Source organism: Pseudomonas sp. PA-6-3C (assembly GCF_021605825.1).
GTDB lineage: Bacteria > Pseudomonadota > Gammaproteobacteria > Pseudomonadales > Pseudomonadaceae > Aquipseudomonas > Aquipseudomonas edaphica.
The window spans coordinates 125,913-138,249 of sequence record NZ_WKDV01000004.1; the positions used below are offsets into that span (position 1 = coordinate 125,913).

At 60.4% G+C, this 12,337-nt stretch carries 9 protein-coding genes and 2 tRNA genes; 7 read left to right on the top strand and 4 right to left on the bottom strand.

Going from position 1 to position 12,337, the window contains the following annotated elements; all coding sequences use genetic code 11:
• Positions 1–4 precede the first annotated feature (4 nt).
• On the top strand, positions 5–958 hold the full coding sequence (locus tag GIW48_RS04875) for a hypothetical protein (RefSeq protein ID WP_017139742.1): 954 nt from the start codon (positions 5–7) through the stop codon (positions 956–958).
• Between the two features lie 132 nt (positions 959–1,090).
• Here the strand turns inward: GIW48_RS04875 and dinB are convergent, their stop codons facing one another.
• On the bottom strand, positions 1,091–2,149 hold the full coding sequence (gene dinB, locus GIW48_RS04880) for a DNA polymerase IV (protein WP_099549358.1): 1,059 nt from the start codon (positions 2,147–2,149) through the stop codon (positions 1,091–1,093).
• Between the two features lie 280 nt (positions 2,150–2,429).
• Here dinB and GIW48_RS04885 point away from each other — a divergent pair.
• The 4 genes from GIW48_RS04885 to GIW48_RS04900 all read left to right on the top strand — a co-directional run bounded on the left by GIW48_RS04885 (position 2,430) and on the right by GIW48_RS04900 (position 6,999).
• Positions 2,430–2,506: transfer RNA gene (locus tag GIW48_RS04885), tRNA-Met, on the top strand.
• 207 nt (positions 2,507–2,713) lie between these two features.
• Positions 2,714–2,790 (top strand) — tRNA-Met (locus GIW48_RS04890).
• Between the two features lie 280 nt (positions 2,791–3,070).
• Positions 3,071–5,713, top strand: a complete 2,643-nt coding sequence (mprF, locus tag GIW48_RS04895) for a bifunctional lysylphosphatidylglycerol flippase/synthetase MprF (protein WP_017139740.1) — start codon at positions 3,071–3,073, stop codon at positions 5,711–5,713.
• Positions 5,713–6,999: a virulence factor family protein gene (locus GIW48_RS04900; RefSeq protein ID WP_138452077.1), complete on the top strand. Its 1,287-nt coding sequence runs from the start codon at positions 5,713–5,715 to the stop codon at positions 6,997–6,999. Before mprF ends, GIW48_RS04900 begins: the two co-directional genes overlap by 1 nt.
• A 164-nt stretch (positions 7,000–7,163) precedes the next feature.
• Here GIW48_RS04900 and recJ read toward each other — a convergent pair whose 3' ends face one another.
• Together recJ and GIW48_RS04910 are read right to left on the bottom strand one after the other, a co-directional pair.
• Positions 7,164–8,873 (bottom strand): single-stranded-DNA-specific exonuclease RecJ, encoded by a 1,710-nt coding sequence (recJ, locus tag GIW48_RS04905; protein ID WP_236460766.1) that lies wholly within the window; start codon positions 8,871–8,873, stop codon positions 7,164–7,166.
• A gap of 209 nt (positions 8,874–9,082) precedes the next feature.
• Complete coding sequence (locus GIW48_RS04910; RefSeq protein ID WP_099549357.1) at positions 9,083–9,625, bottom strand: YaeQ family protein; 543 nt, start codon at positions 9,623–9,625, stop codon at positions 9,083–9,085.
• A gap of 148 nt (positions 9,626–9,773) precedes the next feature.
• On the opposite strand from GIW48_RS04910, the gene GIW48_RS04915 reads away from it, so the two are divergent.
• Positions 9,774–10,973 carry a CaiB/BaiF CoA transferase family protein gene (locus GIW48_RS04915; protein WP_099549356.1) on the top strand — a complete coding sequence of 400 codons (1,200 nt, stop codon included), beginning with the start codon at positions 9,774–9,776 and terminating at the stop codon, positions 10,971–10,973.
• The gene (locus tag GIW48_RS04920) at positions 10,973–11,845 is read left to right on the top strand and encodes a TIGR02285 family protein (RefSeq protein ID WP_236460765.1); all 873 of its coding nucleotides are present in this window, start codon (positions 10,973–10,975) and stop codon (positions 11,843–11,845) included. Before GIW48_RS04915 ends, GIW48_RS04920 begins: the two co-directional genes overlap by 1 nt.
• Before the next feature lie 196 nt (positions 11,846–12,041).
• Here the strand turns inward: GIW48_RS04920 and GIW48_RS04925 are convergent, their stop codons facing one another.
• On the bottom strand, positions 12,042–12,326 hold the full coding sequence (locus GIW48_RS04925) for a DUF3509 domain-containing protein (protein ID WP_026013896.1): 285 nt from the start codon (positions 12,324–12,326) through the stop codon (positions 12,042–12,044).
• Positions 12,327–12,337: the final 11 nt, after the last annotated feature.

A 12,337-nucleotide genomic window follows, 5' to 3' on the forward strand; every position in this document is an offset into this window, starting at 1 on the left:
AGTCATGTTCAAGCGAAACACCAGAGCCCTGGGGGGCGCCGCCTTGTGCGGCGCCCTGCTGGTCAGCGGCTGCGCCAATCAAATGTCGCAACGCAGCGAGCACGAGGAGCGGGTCGAGCGAAAGTTGCTCGATCACAGCCTGCAAATCGATGTAGGCGAACCCAAAGTGCTGGAACTACCGCAACGCCGGGTTCGCATTCACGAGCAGAAGACCTTTGAGGTCACCGAGTTCGAAGTCACCCGCCGTTACGATCGCTACACCCCCTACCAGCCCTGGCGCAAACTCTATGAGATGCCTTTGGGTGCCGTTGCACTGGTAGCGGGCGCGGGCGCCAACGTGGTGAATATCTTCGCCCTCGGCAACCTGCCCACCAGCATGACGCGTGACTGGCTGAGCTACGGCGTGGACGGCATCAACCCGTTCATGAACGTGCAATCCCACGGCCGTGCGCAACAGAACCTGGCGGGTATCGATGAAGTGCAGCGCGACAAGCGCACGGAGTATTCGAGCCTTCCCTGGAGCGAGCGCCCGGTGCAAGTTACCGCCGGCAAGCAGACCCATGAGCTGACCACCGACCGCGATGGCGTACTGCGCCTGAACCTGTTGGACAGCCCATTTGCCGAGCAGGACCTGAACCGCGTCAGCACCTTGAAGATCAGCGTGGAAGATGGCCAGGACGATGTGCATTCCGACTCGACCCTGGCGATCAGCAACACCCTGCGCGGCAAGTTGCTCGAAGCCCATGGCCTGATCTACGACGACTTGGAAGATGACGAAGTGAACCAATGGGTGCACCGGGTCAAGCGCCTGTCGGAGCTGGGCCTGGAGGAAGAAGCCAGCGAGCTGGAACAAAGCCTGATCGAATTGACGCGCAATGATCCGGAGTTGCAGCAGGAGTTTCTGCAGGCGCTGACCAAGGATGCGGGAAGACTCGTCGCAGATCCTGGGGCACGCTGAGACTTCAGGCTGGATAAAAATCAAAATGTGGGAGCTGGCTTGCCTGCGATAGCGGTGTATTAGTCACAACATCAGTGACTGACACTGCGCTATCGCAGGCAAGCCAGCTCCCACATTTTTTTGATCCGGTTTCTACCAGGGAAATTGAAGCTGCTCGTTACCGCTGCTCAGGTCCAGCAACCGCACCCCAATCCCCAACAACCGCACCGGCTTCCCGCCCCGGTTAAACGCCTGGGTCAACAGCTGTTGATAACTCTCCAGATCCCGCCCTGCCCCGGCCTGCTCCAGCGTCGTCTGGGTAAAGTCATGAAACTTCACCTTAACGAACGGCTTGCCCGCGCGGTAGCTACTGTCTATACGCGCCATGCGCCCTGCCAGGGTTTCCATCAGCTCAGGCAGCTTCGCCAGGCAACTTGAGAGATCCGGCAGGTCCACGTCGTAGGTATTTTCCACACTGATCGATTGTCGGCGGCTGTCGTTCTGCACCACACGGTCATCAATCCCACGAGCCAGGCCCCAGAGCCGCTCGCCAAAACTGCCGAATTCACGCACCAGCGCCAGCTTGTTCCACTCGCGCAGTTGCAGGCAGTCTTCGATGCCCAGGCGCGCCAGCTTGTCGGCGGTGACCTTGCCGACACCGTGCAGCTTTTTCACTGGCAACTGCGACACAAAGTCTTCGACCTGATCCGGGGTGATCACAAACAGGCCGTTGGGTTTTTTCCAGTCGCTGGCGATCTTGGCCAGAAACTTGTTCGGCGCCACGCCGGCCGACACGGTGATGTGCAACTGGTTGGAGACGCGCCGGCGGATGTCCTGGGCGATGCGCGTGGCACTGCCGCCAAAATGCGGGCTGTCGGAGACATCCAGGTAAGCTTCGTCCAGCGACAACGGCTCGATCAGGTCGGTGTAGTCGCGAAAGATCGTCTGGATTTCCTTCGACGCTTCTTTATAAGCATCCATGCGCGGCTTGACGATGGTCAGGTCCGGGCACAGCTTCAAGGCGTGGCGCGATGACATGGCCGAGCGCACGCCATAGGCCCGCGCCTCATAGTTACAGGTTGCAATCACCCCTCGCCTGTCTGCCGAGCCGCCGACCGCCAGTGGCTTTTGCGCCAGGCTCGGGTCGTCGCGCATCTCGATGGCGGCGTAGAAGCAATCACAGTCGACGTGGATGATTTTGCGCTGCGTCATATAAACAGAGGGTGTAATCCAACGGGCGGCCAGTATCGCACTCACTCCTGTATATAGCACCAGTAGTTTGAATCTGCCGTTTGAGCGGTAGGAAATTTCCCAGATGAATTTATTTTCTCAATCGAAATCTACCCACCAATAGAGCCAAAACCCTTGGCCAGACTGGCCCCGAGGCCGTTTGAAGCCCACTTTGGAGAGCTAACCGCTTGAACCACAAGCGCTTTTCTTCAATTCACAGGTTGACACACCTGCGTTCCTCTGTAGAATGCCGACACACAGACGCGGGATGGAGCAGTCTGGTAGCTCGTCGGGCTCATAACCCGAAGGTCGTCGGTTCAAATCCGGCTCCCGCAACCAAACATCAAAAAAGGCTACTCGAAAGAGTGGCCTTTTTTGTGCGTGCCTGTTTTAGCCCTGTATGAAAATTGTAAGACAGAAAAAACGTTGCCCACCCTGCACTTACCGCACAAGGTGGCTGTGGAGTGACTAATTTCCACTTATTTGACCCATCAGACTATTAACGGTTGACACCTCGCCGTTGGGCTGTAGAATGCCGCCCACAGACGCGGGATGGAGCAGTCTGGTAGCTCGTCGGGCTCATAACCCGAAGGTCGTCGGTTCAAATCCGGCTCCCGCAACCAAACATCAAAAAAGGCTACTCGAAAGAGTGGCCTTTTTTGTATCCGGTGAAAAAGTTCTTCTGAAACAATGGTATGGCATCTTTCATGAAACCGTATTCGGTTTGCAGAGTCCATGTCATTGCAAGCTATGCTCAGTGCTCAAGCTCGACCCTCTACGACCAATTGGCCGCTGTCGCCGCCCCCGACGATAAGCGTTAATATTTGTAATTATTTTGTCCATAGGGATTGGTAACTTGGCTGGATACCTCCATCCTGTCGCGCACAATCCACGAGGTGATTGATGCGCGCCAACTCGTCTGAACCACAAGACACCGTCACAGCGGAACAACCGATCACTCCCACCCGTTTGCGATGGCTGGATCTGTTGAGCAAATACCGTCAACCCATTGGGCTGGCCGTCACCCTGTTGCTGTTCGCTATCGCCCTGATCGCCTGCCGACACTTGCTGCTGGAACTGGACCTTTACGCGCTCCACGACTCGATCCTGGAAGTGCCCAAGCCTGCCTTGCTCGGCGCATTTGCCGCCGCGGTCGCAGGTTTCATCATTCTATTGGGCTACGAATTCTCCGGCGCACGTTATGCCGGCGTGAAGCTGCCGGCCAAGACCCTGGCCATGGGTGGCTTCACCGCCTTTGCCATCGGCAATGCCATTGGGTTGTCGATGCTTTCGGGCGGTTCAGTACGCTACCGTTTATATGCACGCCATGGCATCGGTGCCTCGGAAGTGGCGCACATGACCGTGTTTGCCAGCCTGGCCTTGGGTACCGCCCTGCCGCCGTTGGCCGCACTGGCCACCTTGAGCAACTTGCCCGCGGCCTCGACCTACCTGCATTTGTCCCAAGGTTTGCTCGGTGGCATCGCCGGCGCGGTATTGCTGCTGTCAGTCGCACTGTGCATCGGTATTTATCGCCGGCGCCTGCCGGAACAACCTTACCCGGACAACCTGCTGGTCAAGGCCGGGCGTCGCACGCTGCGCCTGCCGGGCCGCCGCCTGACCTTCCTGCAACTGATCATCACCGCGCTGGATGTGGCCGCTGCCGCCACCGTCCTTTATATGTTGCTGCCGGAAGCGCCGCCGTTCGGCCCGTTCCTGCTGGTGTATTTGCTGGCCCTGGCTGCCGGTGTACTCAGCCATGTGCCGGGTGGCGTGGGCGTGTTCGAGGCAATTCTGCTGGCCGCGTTTGCCGATAAACTCGGCGCCGCGCCATTGGCCGCCGCCCTGCTGTTGTACCGGATGATCTACGTGGTTCTGCCGCTGCTGATCGCCTGTATCTTCCTGTTGGTCAACGAAGCCCAGCGTCTGTTCCAGACCCAGCAAAGCCTGCGGGTTGCTTCGGGCCTGGCGGCGCCGGTGCTGGCCGTACTGGTTTTTTTGTCCGGCGTGGTCCTGCTGTTTTCCGGCGCCACGCCGGAAATCGACTCACGCCTGGAAAACATCGGCTTCCTGATTCCCCACCGCCTGATTGATGCCTCGCACTTCGGTGCCAGCCTGATCGGCGTGTTGTGCCTGCTGCTCGCCCAAGGCCTGCGTCGACGTTTGTCGGCGGCCTGGATGCTGACCATGGTGCTGCTGCTGACCGGCGCCCTGCTCTCGCTGCTCAAAGGCTTCGACTGGGAAGAAGCCAGCCTGATGATCATGACGGCGGTGCTGCTGGCGATCTTCCGTCGCTCGTTTTACCGCGCCAGCCGCCTGACTGAGCTGCCGTTCTCGCCGCTGTACCTGGTGGCCAGTGTCTGTGTGCTGGGCGCCTCGATCTGGCTGCTGCTGTTTGCCTATCAAGACGTGCCGTACAGCCATCAGCTGTGGTGGCAGTTCACCCTGGACGCCAACGCCCCACGGGGCCTGCGTTCATTGCTGGGTGCGGCGGTGTTGCTGGTGATCGTGTCGTTGACCTGGCTGTTGCGCACTGCGCGCCCGGTCATTCACTTGCCGACACCGGATGAGCTGGAGCGTGCCACCAAGATCCTGATGGCCTCCTCGCAACCCGACGGCGGCCTGGCGCTGACCGGCGACAAGGCGTTGCTGTTCCACCCCAACGATGAAGCCTTCCTGATGTACGCCCGTCGCGGGCGCAGCCTGGTGGCCCTGTACGACCCGATCGGCCCGACTCAGCCCCGCGCGGAGATGATCTGGCAGTTCCGCGACCTGTGCGATATCCATCACGCGCGCCCAGTGTTCTATCAAGTACGCGCCGAGAACCTGCCGTACTACATGGACATTGGCCTCACCGCGATCAAGCTGGGCGAAGAAGCCCGCGTCGACCTCAAACGCTTTGACCTGGAAGCCAAGGGCAAAGAGATGAAGGACCTGCGCTACACCTGGAACCGTGGCACCCGGGACGGCCTGTCCCTGGAGATCTGCGACCCGGGCCAGGCGCCGATGGATGAGCTCAAAGTCATTTCCGATGCGTGGCTGACCGGCAAGAACGTGCGGGAAAAGGGCTTCTCCCTCGGACGTTTCAGTGACGACTACCTCAAGCACTTTCGCATCGCGATCATTCGCTTCGAAGGGCGCCCGGTAGCCTTCGCCAACCTGCTCGAGACCTACAACCATGACCTGGCCAGTCTCGACCTGATGCGTGCGCACCCGGACGCGCCGAAGCTGACCATGGAATTCATGATGGTTGGCCTGATTCAACATTATAAGAACCATGACTACGCCCGCTTCAGCCTCGGCATGGTGCCGTTGTCGGGCCTGCAACCGCGCCGTGGTGCGCCGCTGACCCAACGCCTGGGCTCGATGGTGTTCCGCCGCGGCGAGCAACTGTATAACTTCCAAGGTTTGCGCCGCTTCAAAGACAAGTTCCAGCCTGACTGGGAACCCCGTTATATGGCCGTGCCCGCAGGACTTGATCCGCTGGTGGCACTGGCCGATACCGCCGCCCTGATTGCGGGCGGCTTGACTGGATTGGTGAAACGCTGATGATTCGACGCTCCTGGCGGTATGTATTGGCCTTAGTAGTGCTGCTCGCGCTGATCGCGGCGGGTGGCTTTTGGTACTGGAACCGCCCTGCCCCGCAACCGATCCTGGAACAACTGCCCCAGGCCGACGGTTCGGTGATGACCCGTGTGACGCCTAACGGCTCGGCCAAGGCCCGCGTGGCCGTGGCTGTAATGGCCGATGAGACCTTGAGCGACAGCCAACTGATTGCCCTGAGCCAGGGCGGCTCGGCGCAAATCGTTCAGGTGATCCTGCCAAAAGATGACTGCAAGTTGCAGGAACAAGCCCTGCAAAGCGCCCTGGCCCAGCTTAAAGGCCCGGCGACGCTGGTCAGCGGCATCGGCCCTGGCGCCGCGCTCGCCTGGCGCTGGCTGGCCACACAGAACGACGACAAGGCCAACGCCATCTCCGTCGGCTTCGCCCTGGTTCAGGAAGGTTGCAAGGACCCACTGCCGAAGACCTCTGCCCATGGCAATTGGCTGGTGGCGTGGAACGATAACCCTGACGATGAAAGCGCCAGTTTCGTACGCGATACACCGCGCGCGACTACCAGCATCAGCGACTACGACATTCACTACCCACAAGTACTGAACAACGAACTGCGCAAGCAATTGGTCGGTTCGGACAACGGCGGCCTGGCGATTCCGGTGGTCGAAGTACCGGCTGGCCAAGCCAAGGACACCGTTACCTTGTTCCTCTCCGGTGATGGCGGCTGGCGTGACCTGGACCGCGATGTGGCCGGTGAAATGGCCAAGATCGGCTACCCGGTGGTCGGCATCGACACCTTGCGCTACTACTGGCAGCACAAGACCCCGGAACAAAGCGCCAAAGACCTCACCGAGCTGATGCAGCACTACCGCCAGAAGTGGGGCACCAAGCGCTTCGTGCTGACCGGTTATTCATTCGGCGCCGACGTACTGCCGGCGATCTACAACCGCATGCCGGAAAGCGAACAGCAGCGTGTCGACGCCATTATCCTGCTCGCCTTTGCACGCACCGGCAGCTTTGAAATCGAAGTGGAAGGCTGGCTGGGCAACGCCGGCAAAGAAGCCGCCACCGGCCCGGAAATGGCCAAGCTGCCGGCGGACAAAGTGGTGTGCATCTACGGTGCTGAAGAAGTCAACGAGAGTGGCTGCACCGATACCACGGCTGTGGGCGAGGCAGTGAAGCTGCCGGGCGGGCATCACTTTGATGAGAACTACCCGGCGCTGGCTCAGCGCTTGGTGGATATCATTGTGAAGCACCAGGCTAAAGACAAAGCCGAGTAATCCAAGGCTGCCCACAAAGCTGAACGTGGGCACCTCTGTGGGAGCTGGCTTGCCTGCGATGCAGACGCCTCGGTATGTCTGATAGACCGAGGCGTCTGCATCGCAGGCAAGCCAGCTCCCACAACAAGCCAGCTCCCACAATTGTTTTGTGGTGTGGCCCAGACTCAGCGCGGTTCGATATGCGCAATCATCAACTGCACAGTCTCATTGCCACGAAACTCGTTCACATCCAGCTTGTAGGCCAATTCCACCCAACGCACCGTCGGGTTCGGCCACACCTCACGGTCCACACCAAACGCAATGCCGTCGAGCTTCACTGACCCGCATTCGCTCTTGAGCACCACTTTAAGGTGCCGCTCGCCAACCACACGCTGTTCAACCAACTGAAACACACCGTGAAACAACGGCTCGGGAAAGTGCTGGCCCCATGGCCCGGCATGGCGCAGTGCGCGCGCCAACTCGAGGTGAAACTCTTCCACCGCCAACGTGCCGTCCGTCAGCAGGCGACCGGTGAGGTCTTCTTCACGCAGCTGCCGGCGCACTTCGGCATCAAAGGCTTCGGCAAACAGCGGGAAGTTTTCCTCGGGCAAGGTCAGGCCGGCGGCCATGGCATGGCCGCCGTATTTGGAGATCAGGTTGGGATGCTGGCTGGCGACCACCGCGAGGGCATCACGGATGTGAAAACCCTGCACAGAGCGCCCCGAGCCCTTGAGCAGGCCGTCACCGGCATCGGCGAAGGCGATGGTCGGGCGGAAATACCGCTCTTTCATACGCGAGGCCAGAATACCGATCACACCTTGGTGCCATTCAGGGTCGAACAGGCACAAGCCGTAAGGCATCGACTCCACGGGCAAGTCCTTGAGCTGGGCCAGGGCCTCGCGCTGCATGCCTTGTTCGATGGATTTGCGGTCCTGGTTCATGCCGTCCAGCTGCGCGGCCATTTCCCGCGCCGCCGCCACGTCGCTGGTGAGCAGGCATTCGATGCCCAGGCTCATATCATCCAGACGCCCGGCCGCATTGAGGCGTGGCCCGAGGATAAAACCGAGGTCGGTGGAGGTGATACGCGCCGCATCGCGCTTGGCCACTTCGAGAATCGCCTTGATCCCCGGCCGCGCACGCCCGGCACGAATACGCTCCAGGCCCTGATGCACCAGAATGCGGTTGTTGGCATCCAGCGGCACCACGTCAGCGACGCTGCCCAAGGCGACCAGATCAAGCAGTTCGCCAATATTTGGCTGGGGTTTGTTGTCGTACCAGCCCAGGCTGCGCAACCGCGCGCGCAGGGCCATCAGCACGTAAAAGATCACACCCACGCCGGCCAACGCCTTGCTGGGGAACTCGCAGCCAGGCTGGTTCGGGTTGACAATGGCATCCGCCGCCGGCAATTCATCACCCGGCAAGTGGTGGTCAGTGACCAATACCTGCAACCCGGCGGCCTTCGCCGCCGCCACGCCTTCAACGCTGGAGATGCCGTTATCCACGGTGATCAGCAGCTGCGGCTCGCGCTGCAGCGCCACAGCGACGATTTCCGGAGTAAGCCCGTAGCCGTATTCGAAACGGTTGGGCACCAGGTAATCGACATGCGCCGCACCGAGCAAACGCAGGCCCAACGTGCCCACGGTACTGGCCGTGGCGCCATCGGCGTCGAAGTCACCGACGATGAGGATGCGCTGGCGCTGCTCCAGGGCCGTCACCAGCAGGTCTACCGCCGCGTCGATGCCCTTGAGTTGCTGGTAGGGAATCAACCGCGCCAGGCTCTTGTCCAGCTCAGCCTCCGACTGCACCCCGCGTGCGGCGTAGAGACGGGTCAACAGCGGTGGCAATTCACCGAGAAACGGCAGGACAGCGGGCAACGGGCGAGGATCGATACGCATGGGGTAACGGAAGCTTCTCTTCAGATACAACGGTTAAACGACAATTGAGCAATCAACACAGATCAACGCTGGAACCTGTTTGTCTAGCTGGCTTGTGTGGGAGCTGGCTTGCCTGCGATGCAGGCACCTCGGTCCATCAGACATACCGCGGTGATGCTATCGCAGGCAAGCCAGCTCCCACAGAAGCCAGCTTTTCACAGTTTTACTTTTTAGCCGCGTTCGCCGACCAGCCACTCCAGCTGCACTTCATGCTGGCCACGGTCGTCAGTCACAAAAATAGTGCCTTCGCTGATCATCACGTCCCACTTGATCACGCGCGGCATGTCCTTGGCCAGGGTCTCGAGGACTTCCTGCGGCACGGCGGCGATGTGGACGTTCTTGAGGTTCTTGGCCACCGGCACCACTTTGCCTTCCCATACGCGCAGGCTGCCATAGGCCAGCAGGCTGGTGCGCTCGGTGCGGCGTGAGCACCAGGTCAAGCGGTCGGCGTCGGGCTGGCCGACTTCAATCCAGTGCAGAACCCGATCATCCAGGCTTTTTTCCCACAGGGCTGGCTCGTCTACATCTGACAGGCCACGCCCGAACGCCAACTGCTCGTTGTACCAAAGGGCGTAGGCCAGCAGCCGCACGGTCATACGTTCTTCGGTTTCCGAAGGGTGGCGGGCGATGGTCTGCTTGACGCTCTCGTACACCGAGCGATCGAGGTCGGTGAGGTTCAGTTCAAATTTGTAGGTCGTGGACGGCTGGGCCATGAACGGGCTTCTAAAGACAGGGAAAGGTCGCCAGTCTAACCGATGGGGCAGCCATTGAACGAATACTGCGCTGCATCATGCTTATCCCTGGGCCGCTCGCCTATGTTAAAAGGCATGACACCACCGCCCCTGCTTGCTAAGGATCCTCATGTCGTTTAATGCCAAACCGCTCGCCGGCCTGAAAGTCATCGAACTGGGCACCCTGATCGCCGGACCGTTTGCCTCACGTATCTGCGCCGAATTCGGTGCCGAGGTGATCAAGGTCGAATCCCCCGATGGCGGCGACCCGCTGCGCAAGTGGCGCAAGCTGTACGAAGGCACGTCGCTGTGGTGGTTTGTGCAGGCGCGCAATAAAAAGTCGCTGACCCTGAACCTCAAGCACCCGGATGGCCTGGCGATTCTTAAACAGCTGCTGGCGGACGCCGACATCCTGATCGAAAACTTCCGCCCCGGCGTGCTGGAAAAACTCGGTTTGAGCTGGGAAACCCTGCACGCGCTGAACCCCAAGCTGGTGATGGTGCGCCTCTCCGGTTTCGGCCAGACCGGCCCGATGAAAGACCAGCCGGGCTTTGGCGCGGTGGGCGAGTCCATGGGCGGTCTGCGCTACATCACAGGCTTTGAAGATCGCCCGCCGGTGCGCACCGGGATTTCCATCGGCGACTCCATCGCGGCTCTGTGGGCGGTGATCGGCGCGCTGATGGCGTTGCGTCACCGTGAGGTCAACGGCGGGCTCGGCCAAGTGGTGGATGTGGCGCTGTACGAAGCCATCTTCGCGATGATGGAAAGCATGATCCCGGAGTTCGACGTGTTCGGGTTTATCCGCGAGCGCACCGGCAACATCATGCCCGGCATCACGCCTTCCTCGATTCATACCAGCGCTGACGGCAAGCATGTGCAGATCGGCGCCAATGGCGATGCCATCTTCAAGCGCTTCATGAGCGCCATCGGCCGCGACGATTTGGCCAATGACCCGGCCCTGGCCAGCAATGACGGGCGCGACAGCCGCCGTGACGAGCTTTACGGGGTGATTGATCGGTGGGTCAACTCGCTGCCGCTGGAGCAAGTGGTCGAGCAACTGAACAAGGCCGAAGTACCCGCCAGCCGTATCTACAGCGCCGAAGACATGCTCGGCGACCCGCAGTTTCTGGCCCGGGAAATGTTCCTCAAGGCGCAGCTGCCAGGTGGCAAGGACTTCAAGATGCCAGGCATCGTGCCCAAGCTCTCCGAGACGCCGGGCAGTTGCGAATGGGTTGGGCCGCAGTTAGGGGAGCACAACAGCACGGTGCTCAATGAGCTGGGTTACGACGCCGCCGCCATCACCCGTTTGCGTGAGGATGGCGCGATCTGATGGTTCGCCCGTACGTCCGCCTGCTCCTTGTAAGCACGCTGCTCGGCGGCTGGTCGCTCTCGGCTCAGGCCGAGGACACACTGACCTGGCTGCTGCGCGACCTGCCGCCAATGACCATCTTCGAAGGCCCGCAAAAAAACCAGGGCGCACTCGACCAACTGTTGCCGATGCTCATGGAGCACCTGCCGGAGTATCGTCATCAAGTGATGCACGTCAACCGCGCGCGCGGCATTCAAATGTTGCGTGCTCAATCCCTGACCTGTGACCCATCGCTGCTGTGGACGCCGGAGCGCGCCCAGTACGTGGTGTTTTCCGCCCAGGCATTCGTGACGGTCAGCAATGGGGTGACGATCCAGCGCAGCCACCAGGCGGCCATGGCGCCCTATATCGTCGAGGGTCAGTTTGACCTGCAAGCCTTTCTCAAATCCCATACGGCGCGCATTGGCGCCACGGCCGAACGCAGTTACGGCCCCGCCGTCGATGAACAGCTAAAGCACGCCGACCCGCACACCCTGGCCCTGCATTACGGCAATGACGCCCTTGGCAGCCTGTTGCAGATGCAGCGCCTGGGGCGGCTGGAGGCGGTGCTGGGTTACCCGCCGGAAATCCGCTATCACGCCCAGCAACAGGGAATTGCGGCCCACGACCTGCTGTTCTTTCCCATCAAGGGCTCAGCGCCTTACCAACGCACGCATATCGCTTGCTCCAACACGCCGCAAGGTCGCCAGGCCATGCAGCGAATCGATCAGGCATTGGGCGAGATTCCACTGGAGCAGGTGCAACAGTCCTACGCCTCGTGGCTGGACCCAGTGATGCGTGAACAGTATTTGTCGCACAACCCGAGTTTCTTCCTAGACTCTCCCGAGCCCTGAGCACCGAGACCTGACCCTCAGCGAGGCAAATCCCAGGCAAAAAGAAACCCCGAAGAGTGGGGAGACACTTCGGGGTTAAACGTGGCCTACAAAGACCAGTACAACAAGCCACAAACACCGGAGCACAATGTTTGCTCTTGCCGTTAAAAAATCTGACCGGGCATGGCGTAGGAAGTTTCGCCAATTAAACAATTCTTCATGCGATCACGCTGCCGCGAGTCTGTGCGGCGTTGCGCAAGGCGGCGATAACCGAGGGTTCCAGGCGCCCTTCGGCGATTTTAAGGTCGCGCAGCAGGCAATCGACCACATCCACCAGCACGCGCTTATCGGTCAATTGCGCGCGATCGACTTCCCGCTCGACGACAATAGCGCCAGCCGGGTTCTTCACGGTCACCAGGCACTCGCCCTGCACACCCGAGGTGGTCAACGTAACCTGATAAGGGCTCAGTGCTTCTTCGAGCAATAGGCTGATACTTTCCATCTCGATCACCA